At 56.8% G+C, this 25121-nt stretch carries 21 protein-coding genes; 14 read left to right on the top strand and 7 right to left on the bottom strand.

The genetic code is table 11. The features are described from left to right. The coding region (locus tag ACVWZG_RS12560; RefSeq protein ID WP_457395538.1) for a DegT/DnrJ/EryC1/StrS family aminotransferase at positions 1 to 149 on the top strand (149 nt) is incomplete at its 5' end. A gap of 278 nt (positions 150 to 427) precedes the next feature. Here ACVWZG_RS12560 and glgB read toward each other — a convergent pair. Both glgB and ACVWZG_RS12550 read right to left on the bottom strand, forming a co-directional pair. Next, entirely contained in the window at positions 428 to 2719 is a 2292-nt protein-coding gene (gene glgB / locus ACVWZG_RS12555) for a 1,4-alpha-glucan branching protein GlgB (RefSeq protein WP_457407251.1), read from the bottom strand. A gap of 60 nt (positions 2720 to 2779) precedes the next feature. Further along, the gene (locus ACVWZG_RS12550) at positions 2780 to 4255 is read right to left on the bottom strand and encodes a dihydrolipoyl dehydrogenase family protein (protein ID WP_457407253.1); all 1476 of its coding nucleotides are present in this window, start codon (positions 4253 to 4255) and stop codon (positions 2780 to 2782) included. A 239-nt stretch (positions 4256 to 4494) separates the two neighbouring features. Between ACVWZG_RS12550 and tatA the strand changes: the two genes are divergently transcribed. Together tatA and ACVWZG_RS12540 are read left to right on the top strand one after the other, a co-directional pair. Next, a complete protein-coding gene (gene tatA, locus ACVWZG_RS12545) occupies positions 4495 to 4740 on the top strand; it encodes a twin-arginine translocase TatA/TatE family subunit (protein WP_414356913.1) in 246 nt (81 codons plus the stop codon). A 226-nt stretch (positions 4741 to 4966) separates the two neighbouring features. Then, complete coding sequence (locus ACVWZG_RS12540) at positions 4967 to 5803, top strand: anti-sigma factor domain-containing protein (protein ID WP_457407255.1); 837 nt, start codon at positions 4967 to 4969, stop codon at positions 5801 to 5803. Here the strand turns inward: ACVWZG_RS12540 and ACVWZG_RS12535 are convergent, their stop codons facing one another. Continuing rightward, positions 5804 to 6295, bottom strand: coding sequence for a helix-turn-helix domain-containing protein (locus ACVWZG_RS12535; RefSeq protein ID WP_011433561.1), 492 nt, complete (start codon positions 6293 to 6295; stop codon positions 5804 to 5806). A gap of 255 nt (positions 6296 to 6550) precedes the next feature. On the opposite strand from ACVWZG_RS12535, the gene ACVWZG_RS12530 reads away from it, so the two are divergent. The 7 genes from ACVWZG_RS12530 to ACVWZG_RS12500 all read left to right on the top strand — a co-directional run bounded on the left by ACVWZG_RS12530 (position 6551) and on the right by ACVWZG_RS12500 (position 16661). Then, positions 6551 to 7444, top strand: coding sequence for a bestrophin family protein (locus tag ACVWZG_RS12530; protein ID WP_457407258.1), 894 nt, complete (start codon positions 6551 to 6553; stop codon positions 7442 to 7444). 176 nt (positions 7445 to 7620) lie between these two features. Next, positions 7621 to 8889 (top strand): metallophosphoesterase family protein, encoded by a 1269-nt coding sequence (locus ACVWZG_RS12525; RefSeq protein WP_457407259.1) that lies wholly within the window; start codon positions 7621 to 7623, stop codon positions 8887 to 8889. 2 nt (positions 8890 to 8891) lie between these two features. After that, positions 8892 to 12488 carry an AAA family ATPase gene (locus ACVWZG_RS12520; protein WP_457415409.1) on the top strand — a complete coding sequence of 1199 codons (3597 nt, stop codon included), beginning with the start codon at positions 8892 to 8894 and terminating at the stop codon, positions 12486 to 12488. After that, positions 12478 to 13671, top strand: coding sequence for a DNA double-strand break repair nuclease NurA (locus ACVWZG_RS12515; protein WP_457407263.1), 1194 nt, complete (start codon positions 12478 to 12480; stop codon positions 13669 to 13671). The genes ACVWZG_RS12520 and ACVWZG_RS12515 overlap by 11 nt, the downstream gene beginning before the upstream one ends. Continuing rightward, positions 13668 to 14261: a hypothetical protein gene (locus tag ACVWZG_RS12510; RefSeq protein WP_414341843.1), complete on the top strand. Its 594-nt coding sequence runs from the start codon at positions 13668 to 13670 to the stop codon at positions 14259 to 14261. Before ACVWZG_RS12515 ends, ACVWZG_RS12510 begins: the two co-directional genes overlap by 4 nt. Further along, positions 14261 to 15967: an ATP-binding protein gene (locus ACVWZG_RS12505; RefSeq protein WP_457407265.1), complete on the top strand. Its 1707-nt coding sequence runs from the start codon at positions 14261 to 14263 to the stop codon at positions 15965 to 15967. Before ACVWZG_RS12510 ends, ACVWZG_RS12505 begins: the two co-directional genes overlap by 1 nt. A 124-nt stretch (positions 15968 to 16091) precedes the next feature. Next, positions 16092 to 16661, top strand: coding sequence for a hypothetical protein (locus ACVWZG_RS12500; protein ID WP_414329892.1), 570 nt, complete (start codon positions 16092 to 16094; stop codon positions 16659 to 16661). 13 nt (positions 16662 to 16674) lie between these two features. Here the strand turns inward: ACVWZG_RS12500 and ACVWZG_RS12495 are convergent, their stop codons facing one another. Then, positions 16675 to 17865 carry a M20 metallopeptidase family protein gene (locus ACVWZG_RS12495; RefSeq protein WP_457395526.1) on the bottom strand — a complete coding sequence of 397 codons (1191 nt, stop codon included), beginning with the start codon at positions 17863 to 17865 and terminating at the stop codon, positions 16675 to 16677. Positions 17866 to 18002: 137 nt separating this feature from the next. Further along, a complete protein-coding gene (hisA, locus tag ACVWZG_RS12490; protein ID WP_457407267.1) occupies positions 18003 to 18788 on the bottom strand; it encodes a 1-(5-phosphoribosyl)-5-[(5-phosphoribosylamino)methylideneamino]imidazole-4-carboxamide isomerase in 786 nt (261 codons plus the stop codon). A gap of 70 nt (positions 18789 to 18858) precedes the next feature. Here hisA and ACVWZG_RS12485 point away from each other — a divergent pair, with 70 nt between their 5' ends. Further along, positions 18859 to 20229: a 16S rRNA (cytosine(967)-C(5))-methyltransferase gene (locus tag ACVWZG_RS12485; protein WP_457407269.1), complete on the top strand. Its 1371-nt coding sequence runs from the start codon at positions 18859 to 18861 to the stop codon at positions 20227 to 20229. A gap of 105 nt (positions 20230 to 20334) precedes the next feature. Further along, positions 20335 to 21171, top strand: a complete 837-nt coding sequence (locus tag ACVWZG_RS12480; RefSeq protein WP_457395529.1) for a TrmH family RNA methyltransferase — start codon at positions 20335 to 20337, stop codon at positions 21169 to 21171. A gap of 16 nt (positions 21172 to 21187) precedes the next feature. On the opposite strand, the gene recA is transcribed toward ACVWZG_RS12480, so the two are convergent. Beyond that, complete coding sequence (gene recA / locus ACVWZG_RS12475) at positions 21188 to 22312, bottom strand: recombinase RecA (protein WP_414331989.1); 1125 nt, start codon at positions 22310 to 22312, stop codon at positions 21188 to 21190. Positions 22313 to 22547: 235 nt separating this feature from the next. Between recA and lgt the strand changes: the two genes are divergently transcribed. Next, positions 22548 to 23372 (top strand): prolipoprotein diacylglyceryl transferase, encoded by an 825-nt coding sequence (lgt, locus tag ACVWZG_RS12470; protein WP_457395532.1) that lies wholly within the window; start codon positions 22548 to 22550, stop codon positions 23370 to 23372. Between the two features lie 3 nt (positions 23373 to 23375). Beyond that, positions 23376 to 24011, top strand: coding sequence for a tRNA (adenosine(37)-N6)-threonylcarbamoyltransferase complex ATPase subunit type 1 TsaE (tsaE, locus tag ACVWZG_RS12465; RefSeq protein WP_414341851.1), 636 nt, complete (start codon positions 23376 to 23378; stop codon positions 24009 to 24011). A 200-nt stretch (positions 24012 to 24211) separates the two neighbouring features. Here tsaE and ACVWZG_RS12460 read toward each other — a convergent pair whose 3' ends face one another. Further along, entirely contained in the window at positions 24212 to 24910 is a 699-nt protein-coding gene (locus tag ACVWZG_RS12460) for a pirin family protein (RefSeq protein ID WP_457395535.1), read from the bottom strand. Positions 24911 to 25121: the final 211 nt, after the last annotated feature.

Genomic DNA, 25121 nt, shown 5'->3' with positions numbered 1-25121 from the left:
TGGGCTACAGGCGGGGGGATCTGCCCAATGCCGAGCTATGTGCGGCTCAGGTGTTGTCTTTGCCGTGTTTTCCTGAGTTGACCACCTGTCAACAAGAGCGGGTGGCTGCGGCCATTGCTGAAATCCTCTCAGAAAAAACCTGCCCGTAGCACTCAGTTATGTCTGCCTTATGGTCATTTCGATTCAAACTAGAACACTGCACCCACGCCCACAGTCATTTTAAATAAGAATGAAACGAAATGAAACATTTCCATCCCATTGCTTCCCAACTCCCCTCTCCCTCTGGGAAGAGGACTGGGGGTGATCTCGGAAGCGGTATGGAGCGCTTGGGGATTGTCTCAATCCAGCTTGAAAGGACTACAAATGGCCAAAAAACGAAGTCTCCAGACCCGTCCTCCCAGTGCGGCGGAAGGAAGCCAGCAGGGTGTCAATTCTGGGACTCGACCGGCTGCGGCGGCTGCCATTTCAGCACCAAGGTAGAAAGTTGCGGCAGGCAGAGCTCGAGGGAGTAGGGCAAGTTGTGGTAGGCCCAGTCGTCTGTCCACTTGCCCCCCAAATTGCCTACCCCGCTGCCCCAAAACTCCACAGCATCGCTGTTGAGCAGCTCTCGATAAAAACCTCGTTCCGGTACCCCAATGCGGTAATTGGGCCAGACCACCGGCGTGAAGTTACAAACCACCACCACCCACTCACTGGGATCCTCCCCATAGCGGATGAAGGAAACAATGCCGCGATGATCGCTGCAGTCAATCCAGCGGAACCCTTCTGGCTTGGTGTCTTGGGTATACAGGGCAGGCTCAGAGCGCAACAGGTGATTCAGGCTGGCCACGTAGTGGCGCAACTTGGCGTGGGGTTCATACTGCAGCAGCCCCCAGTCCAGATCTGCCCAAACGTTCCACTCATTCCACTGGCCAAACTCCATGCTCATGAACAAGGTTTTCTTGCCAGGGTGGGTGAACATGTAGCCGTATAAAGCCCGCAGGCTGGCGAACTTATGCCAATGATCCCCCGGCATTTTGCCCAACATGTGGCTCTTGCCATGCACCACCTCATCGTGAGAAAAGGCCAGCATGTAATTTTCGCTGAAGGCATACATGAGGCTGAAGGTAACCAAATGGGGATGGAACTGGCGGAACCAGGGATCCATGTGGAAATAATCCAACATGTCGTGCATCCAACCCATGTTCCACTTCAAGTTGAAGCCCAGCCCACCCACATGGGTCGGCCAAGTTACCATCGGCCAAGCGGTAGATTCTTCGGCAATGGAAAGTGCACCGGGGTTGTATTTGAAAATGAGGGTATTGAGCTGCCGGAAAAAGTCGATGGCTTCGAGGTGTTCCCGCCCGCCGTAGGGGTTGGGGATCCACTCTTTGCGGTCATAATCCAGATAAAGCATCGAGGCCACCGCGTCCACCCGGATCCCATCGATGTGGTATTTCTCGAACCAAAAAAGGGCATTGGCCACCAGATAATTGCGCACCTCGTTGCGGCCATAATTAAAAACCAAAGTGCCCCAGCCTTTGTGCTCACCTTTGCGAGGGTCGGCGTATTCGTACAGGTGAGTACCGTCGAAAAAAGCCAGCCCATGCCCATCTTTGGGGAAATGCCCAGGCACCCAATCGACAATCACGCCGATCCCGGCCTGGTGAGCCCGATCGACAAAATACATAAAGTCTTGCGGGGATCCATAGCGGGATGTTACGGCATAGTAGCCGATCACCTGATAGCCCCAAGAGCCATCGAAGGGGTGTTCTGCCACCGGCAACAGCTCGATGTGGGTAAAGCCCAGCTCCTTCACATAGGGGATTAGCTTGTCCGCCAGCTCGCGGTAGGTGAGGAAGCGAGTATTGGGCTTTTGGTCCACCAGCACACTTTGCCCTTCGGCAGGTGGATCTTCAGCCGAGGCGTGCATCCAGGATCCCAGATGCACCTCGTAAACCGAAATCGGCGAGCGCAGGGGATCGGTGGCGGCGCGTTTTTCCAGCCAGGCTTGGTCGTGCCAGGTGTAGGTGTTGAGGTCGGCTACGATGGAGCCGGTTTTGGGGCGCACCTCCTGTTGAAAGCCATAGGGATCCGATTTTTCGTAGATATCCCCCCAGGAAGTTTTCACCTCGTACTTGTAGATGGCGCCTGGCCCTACGCCGGGGATGAACACCGCCCAGATGCCGCTTTCACCCAGCCGCTTCATCTGGTGTTGGCGCCCGTCCCAGTGGTTAAAATCGCCGATAACGCTGACGTTGCGGGCATTGGGAGCCCAGACGGCGAAATGCACCCCCTTCACCCCATGCACCGTGATGGGATGGGCGCCCAGCTTGTCGTAAATGCGGTGGTGATTTCCCTCGTTGAACAAGTAGCGATCCAGCTCGCCAATGTGGTTGACCTTCTCCAAGGGAAAGCGGTAGGGATCCTCCCATTCTTCCAAGTGTTCCCCTTGGGGATCCCAGACCCGTTGGGCCCGCAAAAAATAGTCCGGCAGAGGGGTTCCCGGCTCAAAGCGCAGCTCGAATAGCGTTTCCGGGTGCAGCGGCTGCATCGGGTAAGCCTGTCCAGTGGCGCGTTCCACCAGCCAAACCTGCCGAGCATTGGGCACAAGGGCGCGCACCAACCCAAAGGATTTCCCGGCCTCTTCTATCTGCTGGGGGCCCAAAACGGCATAGGGATCCTGCCATTGGTTGGAAACAAACTGACCCACTTGTTCGGCAGACAGGAGAAAGCCCATCGGGAACCCTCAGTAAATGACCATTCTAGTCTAGCGGTGGCTGACCCCCAGTTTGCGCTGTCAGCTCCAGGCCCGCCTCCAGGCAAAGAATCCCTGCAAGAAGTTCTGCAGGCGGGGGTTGGTGGCCAATTGTTGCCTGCGGTGCTGCAGGGCCGCCTTGGCATTCACCTCCGAGCGGGTGGGGTAGATGTGGATCCCGGTCAGGGCAGAGACGGGCAGCCGCCGGCTCATGGCCAAAACCACTTCATGAATCAGCTCTCCCGCCTGGGATCCCACCAGGTGCGCCCCCAAAATCTGGCCGTTGCGTCGACAGATCAACTTGGCAAAGCCCAGGGGGGCGGCTTCTGCCTGGGCCCGATCCACATCGGCAAACTCCTGTTTGAGCACCACCACATCCTTGCCGTATTGCTGCCGGGCTTCGCTTTCGGTGAGGCCCACACGGGCCAGCTCCGGCTCGGTGAAGATGGCCCAAGGAATGACACGATAACGCGCTTGGCTGAGGGGGAAAAACAGGGCATTGACCAGGGCCACTGCCGCTTCGTAGGCCGCCACATGGGTAAATTGCGGCCCGCCGATGACATCCCCACAGGCGTAGATGCGGGGATTGCGGGTTTGCAGCTTGGCATTCACCTGGATCCCTTGGGGGGTGTACTGCACGCCGGCGGCTTCTAGACCCAGCCCTTCCACGTTCGGGATCCGACCGGCGGCCACCAAAATCTCTTCTGCGCGGATCACCGGGTCACCTGTAGCGGCGGAGCCTGCCCCGGAATTGGCCTTTAGGGAAAGCAGCTTTGCCCCTTGCTCTTGGCCAACTGCTGTGGCGCGTACCCGGGTGAGGATGCGGATCCCATCTTGGGCCAACTGTTGCTGCACCACCTGGGCGGCTTCGGGATCCTCCTTGGGCAAGATGCGCTCGCGGCTGGCAATGAGGGTCACCTCGGATCCCAGACGGGCCAGAGCTTGGCTTAACTCGCAGCCTACCGGCCCCGCCCCAATCACCGCCACCGATTTGGGCAAACGGGTCAAGTCAAAGATCGATTCGTTGGTCAGATAGCCCGCCTCGGCCAAGCCCGGCAAGGGGGGAACCCAAGGACGGGATCCGGTGGCGATGACAAAAGCCCGCGCCTGTACCTGCCGTCCTGCCACCTCAAAGGTGCGCCCATCCACAAAGCGGCCCTTGGCAAACACCAGTTCCACCCCCAGTTGGCGGAAGCGATCTGGCGAATCGGCGTGGTTGGCGATGTAGCTCTGGGCAGAGCGAATGTGTTCGTACACCTTGAGGTAATCCACCGAGATCCCTGCTGGGCCAGGGAGAGTTACCCAACCGGCAGCCATGGCCTGGCGCATCCGATGGACGGTATGGGCCACGTGAAGAAGGGCTTTGCTGGGCACACAGCCATGCCAGAGACAATCGCCGCCCAGGCGGTCGCTTCCTTCCACCAGCAGCACCTTGGCCTTCAGTTGGGCAGCAGCGCTGGCCACCACCAAACCCGCTGCACCGGCGCCGATGACCACAATATCGTAGGGGACAGGCATGGCTTTTTTTAAACTTTTAAACAGGAGAATCGGGCAAGAGGAGAATCGGGCAAGGGATCCCAGGAATCGGCAAAAGATAGCACCATCCTATGTCTTGAGTGGGCCGGGGGCAGGATGGGAGAAGGGGATCCCTTTCCACACCCTTTCTGCATGGGAGAAGAACTTGTTAGAGTGGGACGGATGGATCCCTTGCAAGCTGGGTTGATCCGTCTGTTCTACCTTTCAGGGTTTGGGGACTTATGACTATCCTGCTGCCGAGCGAACCTATCCTGGCCGTGAGCATCTTCGGCATGGGCCTGCCAGAGCTGGCCGTGATTGGGGTGATCGCGGTGGTCGTGTTTGGCCCCAAGAAGCTACCGGAGTTGGGCAGCGCCTTTGGCAAAGCGTTGCGGAGTTTCAAACAAGAGATGAACAACCCCAGCAGCGATGACGAGCCTGCCGGCGCAGAAAAGGCGGAGAAGGTGGTTGAGAAAGATGCCGCCTGAGGGTCGCGGAGAGGGGTGGGATCCCAACTTCTGCCAGGGACGTGCTGCCGCAACTGGGGATCTTGTCGAGAGGGGGGATCCAAGCCAGCTTTGGATGAGAGGTGAAGTCAGCTCGCAAGGGAGCCAGATCCAGGGCTAGTGTATAGTTCTGGAAAGTTTCCCGGCCCGGCGCTACCGGCTGAGCCAGGATCAGCCTGGATGGGCTCATCGGATGCCCCAGAGGTGTATGGCTGAGCTGACCGATTTCCAGTTAATGCGCCAGATCCAACTGCGGGATCGCCGCAGCCACTTTTTGCTCAAGGATCGCTATCAGAAGCGCCTGCTGGATATTGCCTTGGCCATTCTCAAGCAACCTCACCAGGCGGAAGAGGTGGTGCGGCAGGTGTTCGAGTTCTGCTGGAAACACGCCAATGCCTTTGACCTGCAGCGGGATCGCTCAGTGGCTCTGTGGCTCTACGAGTTGACAGCCTTTCAGGCTAGGGAACGGCTGCGGCGTTGGGCTTGGCTACCTGCCCCCCTCTCCATTCAAACTTCGGCTCCCCTGTGGCCCCAACGTCTTCTCTGGGGCAGCCTGGCGGTATTGGGGATCTACGCGCTGGCCATAACAGCGGCCTACTGGCGGCTGCGCTGGCAGTGGGGATCCCCCATCGAGGGAGAGTCAGCGGCGCTTCAACAGCTCTATCAAGAGTGGCAACGACAACCGCAGGTGCAGCGAACCCTGCTGCGGGATCCCAGCTTCAGCACTCCCCTGTTGGTGCAAGCCCTCTGGTCGCCCCATGCCAAGCAGGTGCTGCTATTGGCCTCGGAGATGGCTCCCGCCCCCCCAGGGAGCACCTATCAACTGTGGCTGGAGTCGGATGTCCAGGGAGGGGGACGACTGCTGGAAAACGCCGGCACTTTTGCCGTCAACGGGGAAGGATCCCTGCAGTGGCTCAGTCAACCCATCCATTCTGAGCAGCCGACCCGCCTTCTCGTCACCCTTGAACCGGCAGGAGGAAGCGAATCCCCCACAGGCCCGCCTCTGCTGCAGAGCAGTTTCTGGATCCCTGCTGCCCAGCCCTGATCAAGAGAGATGGGGGGATGGCTGGGGAGTTTGTCCCCCGCTCTTGCGCCGCTTAGCATGGGATCCCCGCAAGCGCACCTTGAGACGGTAGCGAACAGTTTCATGCACAACTTTGTAGGAGGCATCCACACCGTGCGTTTCCCGCAGCCATTCGCGGATGTCGCTGTAGGTACGGAATCGGCCAGGCTGATGCAGCTCCTGCTTGAGGATTTCCAAAACCGGCTTGGGGATGAGGGGTTTGCGCCCTTGGTTGCGGGGCACCGTCAACATGCCCTCTAGCCCCTTGGCCTTGTAGCGTTGAAACCATCGAAAAATCGTTGAGATGTCCCGCCCCAGAATTTCAGCCAAGCCTGTCATCGTCTTGACTTTCCCAATCTTGAGCAGGTAAAGAGCTTGAACCCGCTCCTTGCCGGTCGGTGTGGACTGCTTGCTTAGTAGAGATTTGAGCTCTTCAGCCGATTCCCGAATGTCGAGCTTGAGGACTCCAGCCATGTTGGGGCGTCGCAGAACAGCGTTGAATTCGTTGCCTGGCGGAGAGTCTACCACAGTAACTTGGGGTTTTGGAAGTTGTTCGTGAAGTTTGCCTGGGCATCTCTTGACGTTTACAGAATCTCGAACTGAAAAATCTCTAACAGGCTACCCTCGTCGCTTTTCAGGATGGTCGGGCAAGGGATCCCCTCTAGGGCGGCAGGCCGTGGCTGTAGGAGTGGCTGTAGGATCAGAGGGCAAGCTTGCCGACGCTGCACTATGGTTCTTCGCAAGTATCTTGCAGGAGAGGGGCTGCGTTGGTTTCGCCTGGCCCTGCAGTTGCAAGGATCAGTTGTACCGGCAGTGCTTCCCCGCGCCTTTATCTGCGGCTTGGCCGGGGTGCTGGTTTCGATTCTGTATAAGTTGGGGCTGCCCCTGGCGCTGTCGTCGTTGGTGGCGTTTGTGCCCAACATCGTTTTGGGTTTGATGCTAGTGTTTCGGACAAACACCGCCTACGAACGGTTCTGGGAGGGGCGGAAAGCCTGGGGATCCGTGGTGAATGACGTGCGCAATTTGGCCCGCCTGATTTGGGTAGCCATTGAAGAAAAGCAACCCGGCGACCGGGAAGAGAAGATCCAAACTCTATATCTGTTGCCCGCCTTTGCCATGGCCATGAAACAGCACTTGCGCCAGGAACCTTTGCTGGATGAGATTCAGCCCCTCCTCAGCCCGGAGCAGTTGCAACGTCTCCAAAGCCTCAACCATCCCCCTTTGCAGATTGCCTTTTGGATTGGAGATTATCTGCAGCGCCAATACCAAAAGGGCCGCGTTGAGGTCTACCAGCTCACGATCATGGTGGAGCGGCTCAACAGCATGGTGGATGCGCTGGGGGCTTGCGAGCGCATTCTCGTGACCCCAATGCCCATGGCTTATGCCCTGCACTTGAAGCAGTTGTTATTGCTCTACTGTTTATCTTTGCCGTTTCAGATGGTGGAAGGTTTGGGTTGGATGACCGGCCCCATTGTGGGATGGCTGAGCTTTATGTTGTTTGGCGTTGAAGAGATCGGCATCGAAATTGAAAACCCCTTCGGCCGGGATCCCAATGATCTGCCCCTCGATAACATTTGCAACAAGATGAAGCACAATATCCTGGATTTAATCGATTCCACCTGAGAGAACTCTTGGGCAGCCGTCCATTCCAGGGTTTCCTCAGATCCTCAGTCGGCACCTACCCCTAGTGGAGATAGCCGGGGCGAACCCGATGATTGAGAGGAAGGGATCCCTATATCTTGGGTAGGGAACAAGATGGGTTTGCTAAACTGTGGACAATTTGCCGAGGTGCTCTGGGGATGGCCTGCTCAACCTGCACATTTTTACACCTGGCCGATGTGCATCTGGGCTATGACCGCTACGACAGCCCGGAGCGGAGCAAGGACTTCTTTTTGGCTTTTCGGGATGTTGTCCGGCGCTATGCCATTCAGGATCCGGTGGACTTTGTGCTCATCGCCGGAGATCTGTTCGAGCATCGGCAGATTCAGCCCGGCGTTCTCAACCAAGCCCAGATCGTCTTGCGGGAGCTGCAGCAGGCCGGGATTCCGGTGTTGGCCATCGAGGGCAACCACGACAATCGCCCCTATGGCGTGAAAACCAGTTGGCTGAGGTACTTGGCCGATCACGGGGAGCTGATATTGCTGGAGCCTGAGGAAGGGGAAGAAGGACTGGAGCTGCGTCCCTGGTCGGGCCGGCGGGGAGGGTATCTGGATTTGCCCTGTGGGGTGCGGGTGATCGGATCCCAGTGGTACGGATCGGCAGCTCCCAGGTCGATTGAGCAGTTGGCGGCGGCCATTCGACGGTTGCCCCCCGGCCCAGAACGGGTGGTGTTGATGTTCCACCACGGTCTAGAAGGCCAAATTGCCCGTTACCAAGGCGCTTTGCGCTACCGGGATCTGTTGCCCTTGCGGGAGGCGGGAGTGGGCTACCTGGCCTTGGGACACATTCACAAAAGCTATTCCGAGGGGGGGTGGATCTTCAACCCGGGATCCCTGGAGGCCAACAGCACTGCCGAATGGGACTTCCAACGGGGGGCCTATCGCGTCCGCTGGGGAGATGGCCCACCCCAAGCGGAGTTGGTGCAGGATTACCATCAGCGGCCCCGCCGCCGGCTCTATCTGGAGGCCAAGGGCAGAGAAACCCCCGAACAGATTGCCGCAGCAGCCATTGCCTTGGCTAAGGGATCCCGCCTTCAGGAAAGTGAGATGGAGCCGATGGTGGAGTTGCGGCTGGTGGGACAGGTGGGGTTCGCCAAGCATGAGCTGGATAGCCGCGCCCTACAGTGTCAAATTCAGCAGCTTACCGGCGCCTTGCTGGTTCTGTTTCGTTTTGAGGCCAATACTTTAGAGCTCGGGTCGGCTGCCCTTTCCTTGGAAGAAGAGGGGCAGAGGCTACAAATCGAAGAGAAAATCTACAGGGATCTGCTGAGCAGCCATGCCCACTACCGCAAACGCAGTGAAGAGCTAGCGCGGCTGCTTCTGGATCTTAAAGAAAAGGTTTTGGATGGGCAAGGAGAATCTGAAGTGTATGCTCACCTAAGGGGAGCTTTTTGGGGAGCAGAAGACTGATTATGCGGATCCTCTCTCTCGCTTTACAAAACTTCAAATCTCATGAGGATGCCGTCTTCACGTTTGAGCCAGGTATTAACGCCATTTGCGGAGAAAACGGAGCGGGCAAGACCAGCATTTTGGAAGCCATTGCCTGGGTTTTGTTCGACTACTGCCCCTACAGCCAAGAAGAAATCATTCGCTCCGGGGCCAACGACGCAGTGGTGACTGTGCAATTTATCTCCCAATGGGATCAGCGCACCTACGATGTTCGCCGCAGCGTAACGCAGGGATATCGTCTCTTTGATCCCCAGCTGAAGCAGCGCCTAGAGTATGAGCGCAAGTCCGATGTGCTGCCGTGGCTGAGGCAACATTTGGGCGTACCTGCCGGTACCGACCTGGCGCGGCTCTTTGCCACAACGATTGGGGTGCCCCAAGGGACTTTCACGGCAGACTTTCTCAAAACCGGTCGAGATCGCAAAGAAGTTTTCGATCGCATCTTAAAGGTGGAAGAGTACCAGCAGGTGGCCAAAGACCTGTTGGCGGTCGAAAAATACAGCGAGGCGCAGATTCAGGCCATTAATCATCAAATTGAATTGCTCCGCCAACAGCTACAGGAGTGGGATCCGCTGCAAGCGGAGCGGCAGAAAATCCAACAAGAACTGAGTTATTGGCAAGAGCGCTTGAGTCAATCGATCCACACTCTGGATCAGGTTAAGCTTGAGATCGAGCGACTGGAGAAATGGCTTGAGCAAATCCAAACTTTAGATCACCAGATTGCCCAACTGGAGCAAAAGGGATCCCTGCTTCAGGTATCTCTTGAGCAGGCAGAAAAGTTATGGGCAGAGGCCAGGCAAGCTCAAGCGCAGCAACAGCAATACTGGGAGGGATCTCAGCATTTTTTGGCCACAGAAGCTCGCTTGCGGGAGCTGGAAAAACAGCAACAGCAACGCTTGGAGTGGCTGAAACAGCGGGATGCTTTGCTCTCGCAAAAGCAGCATATCGAAAACCAATTGGCAAGACTTCAAGAAAAGTTAAGCCAACAGCAGCGCTGGAAGCAGGAGCTAGAGGAGCTAACCCCGCAAATTCAGGCCCAAGAGGAGCTAGAGCGTCAGCAGACCTATTGGACTCAACAGCTCAACACGTTGCTACACCTGCACCGCGAATGGGAACAGCTCCAGGCAGAATGGGCAGCCCACGCCGAGCGCTGTCAACTGCTACAAAGCCGAGTGCAAGAAGCTGAACAGGCCCAGGCCATATGTCGGCAGCATCAATTGACCTACAACCGTTATTTGCAGTTGGAAACCCTCATTGCAGAGCAGGAAGCGCTGCGGCGAACCCGACAAACTTTACTGGCTCAACGGGAAACTTTGCAACATCAACTGCATCGATTGGAGCTGCAGGGATCCGAATATCAGCAACAACTCCAGATCTTCCAAAAAATGGAGGCGGAAAAACTTGAGCTGCAACCCCTGTGTGAACGGCAGGCCTCCCTGGAGCAGCGCCACTCCCAACTGGGCCAGAAGTTAGCTTCCTTTCAGGCTCTGCGCCTTGAACTCAAACAACGGGAAACGGAGCAGGAACAAGGCCAAGTCCAATTGCAACAACTGCAGCTCCAACTGAGACAACGGCAGGCGGATTTGGAGCGGGTAGCCGCCATTCCTGCGCTCGAAACTCAACAGGAGCGATTGCAAACTCAGCTCAGCCGCATTGCCGCAGCTCGTCAATTTCAACAGGAGCTACAAGCCCTTTTTGAGCAGGGCTCGGATCAATTGGCTCAACACCATCACAGCATCCGGCAACTTCTGGACGAATTGGAAGCGCAGCGACACAACTATCCCCAACTTCAATCTCTGTGGCAGCGGATCCCAGAGGTACTCACTCGATCTTCAGCACTCAGCCAACAGTTGCTCCAGTCCATCCATCAGATTTTGCAGGATCTGGCTCCCCAAACTTCCGAGCCCCAACTTCGTCAGCAGTTGTCCAACATCCAAAAACAACTCAGGACTTTGCAACCCTTGCTCGGCCTAACCGCACAAATACCCGATTTACAAGCCCAAATTCAGCAACTGCTGCAGTTGCAAGCCGAACGACAAAGCAGAATTGATGATCTTCACTGGGATCTTGAGGCTGAGCCCACCTTCCTTCGGCAACAACAGGAAATTGGCCAGGCGCTGCAAGAACTGGGGGATCCCAGAGGGCAAATCCAGCGCTTGGAAAGAGATCTCAGCCGCAAGTCTAGGGTTGAGCAAGAATATCAACAAATAGCGGCCCATGTTCAGCAACTCCAACAGCAGATACAAGCCCTAGAAGAGCAGCTGCAACCGCTTTCAGATCTGGATGAAAGAATTGCAGCTTTGCGGGAAGAACAAGGCCGGCACCGCAACAACTACGAGACCTTTATCCGCATGCAGCCTCTTGCCCAAAGTTTGCCCCGACGGCAAGATGAACTCCAAGCGGCCCAGTTGGCCCTAGATCAAATCCAGAAAGCCAAGCAAGAAAAACAAGCCCAGATCGACCGCTGGGAACAAACAGAGGGATCCAAAGATAACCTGCAAGCCCAAATTGAAAAAGCCGCCAAAACCTTAAAATCTCTGGGGGATCCCAGAAGTCAAGCCGAACGGCTCAAAGCAGAGCTAAAACAGGAAAAGCAGTATTTACAAATGCAGGCCGACTGCCTGCAGCAGCTTCAGGATTTGGAAGCAGCACTCAACCCTATCGAGGAGGCCCTATGCCAAACGGAGCATCTGGATCGAGAGCTGGGATCCCTGCAGGAAGAACGCGAACGATACCGTTTAGATCACGAGCGCTATCTGCAGGCAGAACCCATCGCCAAATTGCTTCCCCAACGGGAACAAGAGCTGGCCGAGCTGAACGCCCAACGGCAGCAACTGCAAGCTCAACTCTCCCAACTTCGCGCAGCACGGGATCCCTTGGCTGCTCTGTATCAACCGCAGGAGCATGAGCGCCTTCGATCCCTTCTGCAGGCCACCGAAATTCAAAAAGCCGAAGCCCAGGCCCGACTGGAGAGCCTAGCTCCTCAACTGAGCAAAATTGAGGAAAAGTTGCGGCAATTGGAACAGACCAAGGCAAGCTTAAAGCAAGTCGAGGCAGAAAAAACTGAGAAAGAACGCCTACACCGCTTTATCAAGTTTAGCCGAGATACCTATAGAAAAGCCGGCCCTCAAATTACCCAATACTACCTGCAGCAGATCAACCATACTGCCGATCACCTCTTCCGAGAAATTCTCAACCGTCCCAACGTCACCCTGACCTGGGAAGCCGATTATGAGATCCGCGTTCAAGAAGCCGGCAGCCCCAAACGACGGTTTGCCAGCCTTTCCGGGGGAGAGCAAATGTCGGCGGCCTTGGCAGTGCGCTTGGCTTTACTCAAGGTGTTGGGACAACTAAATATTGCCTTTTTCGATGAGCCCACCACCAATATGGATGCCCAACGGCGACAGCGGCTGGCAGAGGCCATCACCAACCTGCGATCTTTTGAGCAGCTATTTGTTATCAGCCACGACGATACCTTTGAGCAAATGACGGAAAATGTTATTCGGGTGGAAAGGCATTCCGGATCCAAGTCGGTAGGGAGGGATCCCGCCTATGGTGTTTAGAGCCGACCGGATCCTGGCGGTGCTGCAGCAGAAGCGGGAGGCCTTTGCCACTTTTGATCAAAGGCTGTCGGAGCGCAGAGAATACTATAAGCAGGCCATGGAAAGCTTGTGCCAGTGGTCAAGCCTAGAGATTGCCGAAAAAATAGCTCCATTCCCTTTCCCAGGCGCTTTACCTACTGCGGAGTGGGATCGCTACTCCAATTGGAGGATCCCTTTTGAGCAGGAATGGGCCAATTACGAAGAAAGCCGTGAGTGGGCGAAATCAGTCATTGAAAATATTCCCACCTTTGCCGTGGATGGATCCCAGATTTATCCCAGCAAAGATCTGTCAATACCGGTGGCGCTGGTGCAAATTGGCTGGTATGAAAACCATCATTGTGCAACAGGCTTGTACGAAAAAGACATTCAAGTGGATGTATTGACTCCAAGGGACCTGGGATCCGACAGCAGCGGCGAACCGAAAGAGCGAATGGTTAACATGCGCCGCTTTCAAATGGAAATCGAGAGACTTGTAGAATACATTCAAAAATCTCAACCGGGATCCCCAAAATTGGCCTTTTTGGACGGGGCGCTGGTGGCTACTTTTGCCGAAGTCTTCGAGCCAGAAAGCCAAGATTTCTATGTGCAGTGTTTGCTCCAGCTTTTGCGGGCCAGCGAGCAAAGCCGGATCCCTATCGTGGCTTACATAGACACCACCTACACTTCCGATCTGGTGACGTTGCTCAAGCATTGTTTTGACCTACCCGAAGCTCCACAGCTTCACGATGCGCAACTGCTCAGCCCCTGGTTGGAGTGGGGGGATCGCACACCTTTTTTCATCTGTGCCCGCGGCGGCAGCCTCAACCCCCAAGATGGGATCCTCAACTCCTACCAAGAAATGCGGGAGCGAGTGGGGTTTGTTTACCTGCGCACCAATGACAACTTTCCGGCCCGCTTGGAAATACCCGTTTGGGTTTATGAGGCAGGACTGTTGGACTGGTTGGTGGATCTGGTTCGCTGTGAGGTGGTGATTGGGCGAGGTTATCCTTATGTGCTGGAGACAGCCGATCAAATAGCCGTTATTCGCAATGAGGATCGCAACCTTTTCTTACGCCTCATGCAAGATTGGGCCGCTCGCGAGAAGCTGAACCTGAGGCTATCTCGGAAAACGGTGAGTAAACTACAACGGAGACGAGTCCGATGAGATTGGGAAAGGTGGTTCGCTCCAACAATCACTGTGATTATGTGGTGCAGGTGGACGATGCTTTAGAAGTCAAAAATCCGCCGACTCCTGATGACTATGGCTTCGGCAGCTTTGTCAAGCTAGAAAGCGACCGGCGACACTGGGCTGTAGGTCTGGTTTACAATACCCAACTCCTGAATCCGATGTTCCTCAATTCTGGGCCGCGCCTTTCCAGCCAGCCGGATCCCTATTTTTCCCCCGATCTGCAGAATGAGGTGCGCACGCTACTCTCGGTGGTCTTAATCGGGGCCTTGGATGAAGAGCGCCGCTGTGGCCGGCAAGGGATCCCACGCGTGGTGGTGCCTGTAAACACGCCGGTTTTTCGCATGAGCCGGGAAGAGATCCTGCGCTTTCACCAGGATCCCCAAGGTCAAACCCAATTTTCCTACTATGGTTTGCTGCTGAGTAGCGGCGGCAACTTTGCCAATCATTTGATCTACCAAGTCTTGAACGACATTACGCCGATGTTTGCCGATCCAGCTCAACGGCGAGCCCTGCAAATCTTAAGCAAAGAACTGGCCTGGAAAATGACTGTAGGAGCGATGCGCTGATGCCCCAAAAAATCACCGTCAATGGCCACTACCCAGAAGCCAACCTCTCTCCAACTGAGGACTCTCCAGAGGTAATTGGCACTGTCAAAGGGCCTGGAGAAACCTCTAACCAATATGTTTTCATCACTTCCAATACCCAAGCGGTAAAGGTGGGCGATTTCGTCTATTACGAAGTCCAGGATCCCCAATCGCAAACCCTGCAAATCTTGGGCAAAATTAGCCAGGTTCAACTCCTCGATCACATTCCCGATCGCATCTTTGCCGATACCGAAATCGATCCCAGCACCATTGTGGCTCTGGTGGGCTTCACCCATCCCAATCCGGAAATCTATGCGGTTACCGTCGAGGTCATCGGCTATTTCAATCAGAAGATGGGCTTTATTAACCCCCGCCGCGCTCCGGATCCCGGTGCCAAGGTTTTTCTGGCCTCCAATCGTCTGCTGAAATCAATTTTGAACAAACGAGATGAAACAGCCATTGGGGGTGCTCACTTAGGCAGCCTGTTGTTGCGCGATGAGGGAGCAGTGCCCGTAGTACTGGACGTCAAGGAAATGGTCAGCACCCATCTGGCCATTTTGGCGGGGACAGGATCCGGCAAATCTTATACAGCAGGGGTTTTGATTGAAGAGCTGCTTTTGCCCAAAAACCGAGCTGCCGTCCTCATTTTCGATCCCCACGGGGAATACCACACGCTGGCAGAAATGCAGTCCCACCCCAAGTTTTTTGGGGAAGATGGATACCGACCCAAAGTCAAGGTTCTTTCACCGCAGGAAATTAAGATTCGTGTATCTTCTCTTAACTTCTTTGATATTCTGACCCTGCTGCCGGAAACCAGCGATCGGCAAAAATCTTTTCTGGAAAAAGCCTTCCGCAGAACAACTCAATTTAACCCACTCCGCTGGACGATTCAGGATTTAATCGATGCCGTAAACGAGGCTGATTCCGCAGAGGATGGATCCCAAGGATCCTCAGCCGCCGCTTTGGAGTGGAAATTAGAACAGATCGACCGTTCTCCCTATTTCGACAATTTGCAACACCTAGCTCCCAAAGACTTGTTTGAGCCGGGGCAGGTAACCATCCTGCAAATGCATGAGATCAGCCAAGAAGAACAGCAGGTGATCGCTGCTGCCATCTTGCGCCAGGCCAACTATGCTCGGATCAATACCCACAAAGGCAAGATCCAGCCGGGAGACGAAAATTACTTGCCTTATCCCGTCTTTATTCTGCTGGAAGAGGCCCATCGGTTTGCCCCTGCCCACGAGCCTTCCCGTTGCAAACAGGTGCTGCGCACCATCCTCAGCGAAGGACGCAAGTTTGGACTGGGAGTAGGGCTGATCACGCAACGCCCTGGCAAGTTGGACTCGGACATTTTGTCGCAATGCATGAGCCAATTTTTGATGCGAATTGTCAACCCTTCCGATCAAGAAAATCTGCGTCACAGTGTTGAAGCTGCCGGGCGGGATCTGTTGCAGGAATTGCCCGCCTTGAGCAAAGGTCAGGTGATCGTCTCCGGGGTGTGCGTCAATACCCCCGTGTTATGTAAAGTGCGGAAGCGTTATACGCAGCATGGCGGCGAAACGTTGGATATTCTTGGCCTCTGGCAAAGGCATTCTCAAGAGCACCACCAACGGGATCGCTTGGCCCAGTCGGCCCCTCTCAAACCGCGTCCTCAACCTCAGGTGGTGGATGGACTCAGCATTGATTAGCAATGGCCCAAAACTCCAACTGTGGCCTGATCTCAATCGCTGAATCTGCCAAATCTACAATCCGAAACCACTGCTTGATTGCAATACAATTCATTTCACAGAAACAAGTTTTGGGGCGAGCAGGATGAGGAAACAAGCCCTTTTGCCAGGTTTGCTGGGCATTGCCGTTGCGGTTCTGCTGGGATCCGGGCCTGCCTATGCTCAGTTGCGGCTGATCCCCGAAGCGGCGCGGCGGGTGTACGAGGCATTGCCGGATCTGCCGCTGGAAAACGTCTACACCCCCATTAACCCCAATGACGGCGGCCCTACGCCTGAGGAAGATACCTTGGTGCGGCGGATGATGGTTTACCATCTGCAGGTGGCCGGTCGCTCCCCGACCGACCGCTTTGACTGGCAACTGACGCTGGCGGACTATTTTGATGCCAATGAGCCAATCATCGCCCAACGGTATCCCGGTGCCGACCGCCTCACGGTCAACCCCTACGCCCAAGACAAAGCCGTTGTACAATCCCTGAACCGGCAACAGCGACAGGCCCTGCTGGAAGCCCTTGTGCTGGCCTTCGGTGGGGATCCCAACCCAACGCCCCTCTACATTCCCACCGACGGGGATCCTGCCCCTACCCGTCCCACCCCAGAACCTATGAAGCCCTTGCTGCTTCCCGGCAGCGGATCCGCTGACTTGCTCAGGCCCTAGCCGAGGTTTCCCGCTAACTCAAGGCTTGCCCGGTGTAGTTCTCAATGCAGCGCAGGAACAGCTCTACCCCAATGCCAAGGGCAGCCTCATCGAAGTCGAAGCGGGGGTGGTGGTGAGGGTAGTTCAGGCCCCTTTCGGGGTTGGCGGATCCCAGGAAAAAGTAGCAGCCAGGCACCTCATTCAGGAAAAACGAGACATCCTCTCCGCCCATGGTCATCTCTGGGATGATCCTCGCCTCTGGGCCAAACACCTGGCGGGCAGCTTGTTCCACCAGCGCTACCATAGCAGGATCGTTGCAAACCGCTGGGTAGCCCCGTTCGTACTGAAACTCGTAGGTGGCTCCGTAGGCTTGGCAAATGCCGGCAACGATTTCTTCCATACGTTTTGAGATCAAATCCCGCACTTCAGGGTGAAAACTGCGCACAGTACCCCAAATTTCTGCGCTTGGGGCGATAACGTTGAAGGCATCGCCGGCCCGGAAACGGCCTACCGTCACCACCGCCGGCTGCAGCGGATCCACATTGCGGGAGACAATGGTCTGCAAAGCATTGACAATGTGGGATCCCACCACAATGGCATCCACTGTTTGTTGGGGAAGGGCAGCATGTCCGCCTCGCCCGATCACCTGAATCTGAAAGCGGTCGGCAAAGGCCATCGAGGGGCCACTTTTCACGCCAATAGTGCCCAGAGGGCGATTATTCCACAGGTGTAGGCCGAGGATGGCTTCCACATCCGGGTTTTTCAGAACCCCCGCCTCCAGCATGGGCTTGGCTCCGCCGGGGCCTTCTTCGGCAGGTTGAAAAATGACCTTGACGGTACCCCTGAGGTGGTGGCGGTGCTGTTGCAGCAGCTTGGCGGTGCCTAGAGCAATGGCGGTGTGGCCGTCGTGGCCGCAGGCGTGCATGACGTTAGGGACAGCGGAGCAGTAATCAACTTCGTTAGCCTCGTGAATGGGCAGGGCATCCATGTCGGCCCGCAGCGCCAAGACTGGCCCCGGCTCTTCTCCTGTAATGGTGGCTACAATGCCAGTGTGGGCAATGCCAGTCTGGTGCGGGATCCCCCAGCTTTTCAGGCGCTGGCTGATGTAGGCGGCGGTTTGCTTCTCCTGGAAGCCCAGCTCAGGATACTTGTGGATGTGGCGGCGCCAGGTCACCAACTCGGGTTGTAAAGCTCGAACAGCAGGGCGAAGTGCGGGAAAGGACATGACCTGAAAAACAAAAAAACAAAAATGTCTTGGAAAACCTTCACCGATGGCCAGTGTTGGTTGCATGCAGTTGCCTGTCGATTTTGCCCAGTATGGCATTGCTGAGGCTGCTTTCCGCTCGGCGTCGAGGTGGACATCTAGGCCCACTGGGATCCGGTTTCCGGCGGCAGATCCTGCCAACGGCCCGGCCCCACTGCTTGCAAAGCCTCTTGCAAGGAGATCGCCCCTGAGTAGAGGGCCTTGCCCAAAATGGCCCCTGTCAAACGGGGCAAGCTCAACAAAGCCAGCAAATCGGTCAGCGAGCCGATCCCTCCCGAAGCAATTACAGGCACTTGAGAGACGGCTAGGATCTGGCGCAGCTGTTCTAAATTGGGCCCGGCCAGGGTGCCATCCCGGCCAATGTCGGTGTAGATGATGCCGGCGACGCCCTGTTCCCCCACCCGTTGCACCAATTCGGTGGCCCGCAGGGGAGTGGTGCTCAGCCAGCCGCGGGTGGCCACTTGCCCCTGCCGAGCGTCGATCCCCACCCAAACCCGACCGGGCAAGGCTTGGGTCATCGCCTCCAGGGTGTCGGGATCCTCTACGGCTAGGGTGCCAACGATCACCCGATCCACCCCCAGCTCCAGCAACTGCCGCGCCCGTTCCAGGGATCGGATCCCACCCCCCACCTGCACCGGGATGGCCAGGCTGCGGACAATGCGCTCAATGATGGGCAGGTTGACTGGATCCCCGCTTTTGGCTCCGTCCAGATCGACCACATGCAGGCGAGGGGCACCCTGTGCCGCCCAAGCTTCGGCCTGCTGGATGGGGTCATCGGCCACCTGTTCCGCCTGAGCATAATCCCCCTGGTAGAGGCGCACGGCGTGGCCCTGGAGAAGGTCGATGGCGGGGATCACCTCTAAGAAGGCGCTGGTGTAAGGCATGATTGGGATCCCTTAGGGGCTTCTCCAGTATCGCCCAGGGGGGAGAATGGGAAAACCTTTTGGGGCGACCATGAACGCACGTCAACTGGCCCTCTTGGCCTTGCAGAAGATCGAGCGGCAAAACGCCTATGCTGACGTGGTGCTAGAGCACCTGTTGGCCCACAGCCACCTGATCCCTGCCGACTGCCGCCTGGTCAGCGAGCTGGTGTACGGCGTTACCCGACGTCGTCGCACCCTCGACGCCCTAATCGACTGCTTTGCCCAACGTCCTGCCCACAAGCAACCGCCCGATTTGCGGCTCATTCTGCACCTTGGCCTCTACCAGCTGGCTTTTTTGGATCACATCCCCCCCAGCGCTGCCATCCACACCAGCGTGGAATTGGCCCGCCAGATGGGGCTGGGATCCCTGACAGGGGTGGTGAACGGCATCTTGCGCGCCTACCAGCGGCAAGTGTTGGATCAGCCAGAGAAGGATCCCCTCAAGCCCCTCGAGGACACTCTGCCAGCCGACCCAATTCAGGCTTTGGGGATCCGGCACAGCTTTCCCGACTGGTTGGTGAGCCTATGGTGGGAGCGCCTGGGGCGGGTGGAAACGGAGCAGTTGTGTGCTTGGTTTAATCAGCCACCCCACCTGGATTTGCGGGTCAACCCACTGCGGGCAGATGTGAATAAAGTCATTCAAGCCTTGGCAGCAGCCGGGATCCCTGCCCTCCCCATCTCCGAGGTGCCGGGTGCCTTGCGACTTCAGGATCATGCTGGCGACATCACGGCCCTGCCCGGCTTTGCCCAGGGTTGGTGGAGCGTTCAAGATGCCAGTGCCCAGCAGGTGGTGCATTGCCTGGATCCCCAGCCAGGGGAGCGGGTGATCGACTGCTGCGCTGCTCCGGGCGGCAAGACCACCCAAATAGCCCAACACATGCAGGATCGGGGGGAAATCTGGGCTTTGGATCGCCACCCCCACCGTCTGCGGCGCCTGGAGGAAAATAGGCAGCGCCTGGGCTTGAGCTCAATCCGTCCCCTGGCCATCGACCTGTTATCCCTGAGCGCTGCCGCCGATCGCGTCAGCGGGACGGAGTCCTTACCCCCTGCCCCCTTGCCCCCCTGGCAGAGTGCTGACCGCGTACTGCTGGATGCCCCCTGCTCCGGCCTAGGCACCTTGCACCGCCATGCTGACGCTCGCTGGCGGCAGACTCCAGAGCGGATCCCTGAATTGGCCCACCTGCAAGCTCAGCTTCTGCAGGTGGCAGCCCGTTGGCTTAAGCCGGGCGGGGTGTTGGTGTACGCTACCTGCACGCTGCACCCTGCCGAAAACGAGGAGATCATTCAAGCCTTTCTCGACAGCCACCCCAATTGGGCTGCTGAAGGGGATCCCCTGCTCATCTGGCCCCACCGGCAGGATCGGGATGGATTTTTTATCCAACGGCTGCGTCGATACGGTTAAATAAACCTTCCATCGTGGTGCTTCCCAGGTGCTCCGAGCCATCAACCCTCAGCTTTCCTGAGGGAGAAAAGGATTATCTCCAAGCAAGAGACTGACTGTTGCCCCATGGTTTCTGATCGCGTTAGCGGGACGGAGTCCTTACTGCTGACCAGTCCGAAAAACCCCTGGATCCGCAAGTTGCGGCAGTTGCACCGCAGCAAAGGCCGGCGGGAACAGGGCGCCTTTTTGGTGGAGGGATCCCACCTCATCGAAGAAGCCCTGCGAGTTGGCTGGCCCCTGCAGGCTCTCTGCTACACGCTTGAGTGGGCTGAGCGTTACCCACAATTGCTGGCCAATCTGCCCAAGAGTCTACGGCGGCAGGCCGTCAGCTCAGAAGTCATGGCAGCGCTCTGTACCACCGAGTCTCCCGAAGGAGCTGTGGCCGTGGCCGTCAGTTGGCAGATTTCCTCTCCCCCCCTGTCCAAGTTACGTTTGGGCCTTGTGGTGGAAACGCTGCAAGATCCAGGCAATTTGGGATCCCTAATCCGAGTCGTGGCCGCCGCAGGAGCCGACGGCCTTTGGCTAAGCGCAGACAGCGTCGATCCCGAAAACCCCAAAGTCTTGCGGGCCTCTGCCGGCCAGTGGTTTCGCCGTCCGCCCCAAGTCGTGCCCGACCTAGCCGCCTGGATCCAGAGCTGCCGTTGCCACGGGATCCAAGTCTTGGCTGCTACCCTCTCCCCCACAGCAAACTGCTACTGGGATCAAGATCTCACCCGCCCTACCCTTTTTCTCCTGGGCAACGAAGGGGCTGGCCTGAGGGAAGCGACTATCCAACAGGCCGATGCCCAGGTGCGGATCCCGATGGCCGAGGGTGTCGAATCTCTGAACGTCGCTATGACGGGGGGGTTGTTGCTCTACGAGGCCCTGCGCCAGCGGCGATCTCGCTCAGGAAGCGCTCCCTGAACAGCTAGCTGCTCCCTCAGAACTCTTCCTCTACAAAGACCGCATCCTCATTCTCTTCCTGCTCTCCCTCCTCCATCGCTGCCGGCCGGCTGGCGGAAACCGTCACCCCCGCAGAAAGTTTCTCCCGCACAGCCGCTTCCACCTCCGCTAGGAGCTCTGGGTTTTCCTTCAAGTAGACAACCAGATTGTCCCTTCCTTGGGCAACATTTTCCTCCTTGTAGCTGTACCAAGAGCCGCGCCGCTTCAGAATGCCCATCTCCTCGGCCAGATCGATAATGCAGCCGATGTTGGAGATCCCTTGGCCGAAAATGATGTCAAATTCTGCCCGCCGGAAAGGGGGGGCAACTTTGTTTTTCACCACCTTGACCCGCGCTCGGATCCCGTATTCTTCCGCACCTTTTTTCAGGGTTTGAACGCGGCGAATATCTAGCCGCACCGACGCATAAAACTTAAGGGCATTGCCGCCGGTGGTGGTCTCCTGGGGGCCATAGCCTATGCCGCCAATTTTGGAGCGCAATTGGTTTAAGAAAAGAACGATGGATCCGGTTTTGCTGACATTTCCGGCAATCTTGCGCAGCGCTTGGCTCATCAGGCGCGCCTGCAATCCCACATGGGCATCTCCCATATCCCCTTCGATCTCAGCCCGGGGCACCAACGCTGCTACCGAGTCCACCACCACGATATCCACAGCTGCCGAGCGCACCAACTGATCGACAATCTCCAGGGCGGCCTCCCCCGTGTCCGGCTGGGAGATCAACAGGTTTTGAATATCAACCCCCAAAGCTGCTGCGTAAGTGGGATCCAGCGCATGTTCCGCATCCACAAAAGCTGCCGTTCCCCCTTGTTTTTGCACTTCGGCGATGGCATGTAGGGCAATTGAAGTTTTCCCAGAAGATTCCGGCCCAAAGACTTCGATAATCCGCCCTTTTGGGTAACCTCCGCCCAAGGCCAAGTCGAGGGTGATGGCCCCACTGGGTATGGTCTCCACCCGCATCTGGGTGGCATCTCCCAGGCGCATGATTGCCCCTTTGCCGAAATTCCGCTCGATCTGGCTTAACACCTGCTCCAGGGCTTTGCGTTTTTCTGACTTCAATTTGTCCGAGTCATCAGCAGTGTTCACAGCAGCGGCTTTCCGGGCCATAACCCGCATCCCCCCCAGGAGTCGTGGTGGAAAATCGAGCCTGCATTCTAACATTGTCGCCTTGCTCTGAGCGGATCCCTCTCCCTCCAACTGCAGTCAGCTCGTACCTTGCCTCGGTTCCTAACTCCCCTCTCCCTCTGGGAGAGGGGCTGGGGGTGAGGGCAGGTCTTCTGCATAGCCTTGCAGAGCGGGTAGAGTGGGCTAAAGGGATCTGCTCAGGAATGTCCCCACGGTCATGACTTTGGTCTTACAATCCCCCGGCCCGTTTGTGTTTAGTTGGGGGCCGCTCAGCCTGCGCTGGTATGGCTTATTGATCGGCCTGGCAATGGTGTTGGGCTTGCTCCTGGCTCGCCATCTGGCAGCTCGGCGTGGCCTTCCCCCCAGTTCCATGCCTGATCTGCTGGTGTGGTTGGTGGTTGGATCCCTGCCCTTTGCCCGTCTGTATTACGTGGTCTTTGAATGGGAGCGCTATCGAGATGGCCCTTGGTGGCAGGTCTTGGCCCTCTGGCAGGGGGGCATTGCCATTCACGGTGCCTTGATCGGCGGCAGTGCGGCGCTTTACCTGTTCGCCCGGCGGCACCAGCTGAGTTTTTGGTTGCTAGCCGATTGCCTTGTTCCCTCCCTCAGCCTTGGTCAGGGGATCGGACGTTGGGGCAACTTCTTCAACAACGAAGCCTACGGAAAGGTGTTGCCTCCGGATAGCCCTCTGTGGGTACAACTGCAGCTGCCTGATGGATCGCGCGTCCATCCCACTTTTTTGTACGAATCCCTCTGGAACTTTGGTCTCTTCGGGCTCCTGCTCTTTTTAAGCTACCGGCGCCAGCTTCCCCCCGGCACCCTCTTGGGCCTCTACCTGGTGGGGTACAGCCTGGGGCGCTTCTGGATCGAAGGCCTGCGCACCGATAGCCTCATGCTGGGATCCCTGCGGGTGGCGCAGGGGGTGAGCCTGTTGCTCATTGGAGCAGGCCTGGCCGCAATCTTGACAGCTCCCAAACGCGTTTCTGTTCACCCAAACGAGGCAACTTCCTCGCCTGGGATCCCCGCCCCAAAGGAGTTGTAAGCCATGGCCAGCGAACAGAATGAAGAGCTCTGGCAGCAAGCCTCCCCTCTGCTGCTGCCATCCGCCGCTGCTACCCAATCACTAGGGGCCCTCGTAGCTCAAGCCGCCCTTGGCTTCCTCGCCCCTTCAGGTCAACAAAAATCTCCCCCTCCCAGCCGCAGCCTCGGCTCCACTTCCGGCTTGGTCATTCTTCTCGAAGGTAATCTGGGCAGCGGCAAAACCACCTTTGTGCAGGGACTAGGGCAGGGCTTGGGGATCCCTGAACCCATCGACAGCCCCACCTTCGTGCTGGTGCAGGAATACCACACCGGACGGATCCCTCTTTTCCATTGCGATCTCTACCGCCTAGAGACCTCTTCTGCCGCTCGCGCCGGTGGGAAAGAATCCACACTCCTAGAAGACCTAGGGCTAGAAGAACTTTGGAGCCAAGGTGGGATCACCGCTATTGAGTGGCCCCAGTACCTCCGCCATCTGCCTGCGACCTACCTCTGGCTGCGCCTACAGCCCCATCCCCAGCAGGAAGGAGCCCGCCTTCTACACGTCAAGGGAAAGGGATCCCAGACTGGCCACCTTTGGCAGCAAGTTCTTTCTCAATTCACTCAGCAAAACCTCGAAGAAGGGATCCACTTCTCCTCCTGAAAGTACTTGAAAGCAGAAGAAAAAGTTGAGATCCCAAAAGACTTATGGTCATTTCGATTCCAACTAGGACACTGCACCCGCGCCTAAAACGTTGAATGTACGGAGCCAGAAGGCTCTTCTCAGCAGTTCAGTCGCTTCACCCCAGCCTAAAACGACTATAAGCTCAAGGCAAACAGCCAGAATTCAGCCAAAAGTCATCCTCAGGCCAAATCAAACAGCAGCACCTCAGCCCCTTCTTCACTGAAAAGGTTGAGCTCGCTTTCCCTAGCAATAGCCACGCCATCTCCTTCTCGCAAAAACAAGCCATCCAGGGTCACATCGCCCCGAGCTATCTGCAGCCATCCGTAGCGCTTCTCATCCAAGTGTCGGTGAATGGTGCGTCCCGGCTCAATCAACCCCGCATAGAGATTCACATCCTGATGCACAATCACGGATCCCTGGCGCCCATCTCGAGAGGCAACTAAACAAAACTCATTGGGATGCTCTGTCAAACCCGTCGCTTTTTGTTCATAGCTGGGCTGCAGGTTTTCCTGCTCCGGCAAAATCCAAATTTGCAGCAGATGAACCTCCTCATCTGCCGAGTGGTTGTACTCGCTGTGCCAGATCCCTGTGCCTGCCGTCATCCGTTGAATTTCACCAGGACGAATCACAGATCCCGTGCCCAAGCTGTCTTTATGCTCAAGGATCCCTTCCAAAACATAGGTAACGATCTCCATGTCCCGGTGCCCATGGGTCGGAAAGCCAGCACTCGGGCTGATTCGGTCATCGTTAATCACCCGCAAAGCCCGGAAGCCCATGTAGCGAGGGTCGTAGTACTCTCCAAAAGAAAATGAGTGGTAAGTATCAAGCCAACTGAGCTTGACATGACCCCTCTCTTCCCGCTTGCGCAAAGTCAGCATCACAGTTTCTCCGAAACCTGACCCTCGCAACCATCTTATTAACTCTGCAGTCAGAATGTCAATATTCAAACAGTTTTATTTCTTCTTTTCCCTGCTATTCTCGCCAAAAACTTGCCAAAAATTTTGGGTTGGATATCTTGACGGGGTGGTGGGGGTGGGGATAGGGTAGTAAAGCGCCACAAGGCCACCCAGCCCCGGCGCCCCAGAACCT

The organism is Thermostichus sp. OS-CIW-33 (genome assembly GCF_054059615.1).
The sequence above is the reverse complement of the archived record's forward strand: the minus strand, read 5'-3'. Positions and strand labels throughout refer to the sequence as shown.